General features: G+C 63.7%; 1 protein-coding gene. It reads right to left on the reverse strand.

From position 1 onward, the window contains the following. Positions 1–42: 42 nt before the first annotated feature. The coding region (locus tag BN1120_RS20860; RefSeq protein WP_042016475.1) for a pyridoxal-phosphate dependent enzyme at positions 43–703 on the reverse strand (661 nt) is incomplete at its 5' end.

Here is a 703-nt window from a genome sequence, read left to right on the forward strand (position 1 = left end):
GGCGCTCCTCGGAGCGCCGTCGTTTTGGTGTTGGCTGATCAACTACTGCTGCAATTCCTGCTCGCTGAACACACCGGCGAAGAGGGCGCTGGAGAGGTAACGCTCGGCGGCGCTCGGCAGGATGACGACAATCGTTTTCCCTTCGAACTCCGGCTGCTCGGCCAGACGGTTGGCAGCGACCACGGCAGCGCCGGAGCTGATACCGGCCAGGATCCCTTCCTCTTCCATCAGGCGGCGGGCCATCTCGATGGCTTCGTCACTGCTCACCTGCTCGACGCGGTCCAGCAGGCTCAAATCCAGGTTGCCCGGGATGAAGCCGGCGCCGATGCCCTGGATCTTGTGCGGACCCGGTTTGATCTCTTCACCCGCCAGTTTCTGGCTGATGACGGGGGATTCGCTGGGCTCGACCGCCACGGAGACGATGGCCTTGCCCTTGGTCTTCTTGATGTAGCGGGAGACCCCGGTGATGGTGCCGCCGGTGCCGACGCCCGCCACGAACACATCCACCTCGCCATCGGTGGCTTCCCAGATCTCGGGGCCAGTGGTCTGCTCGTGGATTTCCGGGTTGGCCGGGTTTTCAAACTGTTGCAGCAGCACGTACTTGCCCGGTTCGGATTCGAGGATCTCGTTGGCCTTGGCGATGGCGCCCTTCATGCCGAGGGGACCTTCGGTCAGTACCAGGTTGGCACCCAGGGCCTTGAGC

Origin of the sequence: Aeromonas caviae (genome assembly GCF_000819785.1) — a bacterium.
Taxonomy (GTDB): Bacteria; Pseudomonadota; Gammaproteobacteria; order Enterobacterales; family Aeromonadaceae; genus Aeromonas; species Aeromonas caviae.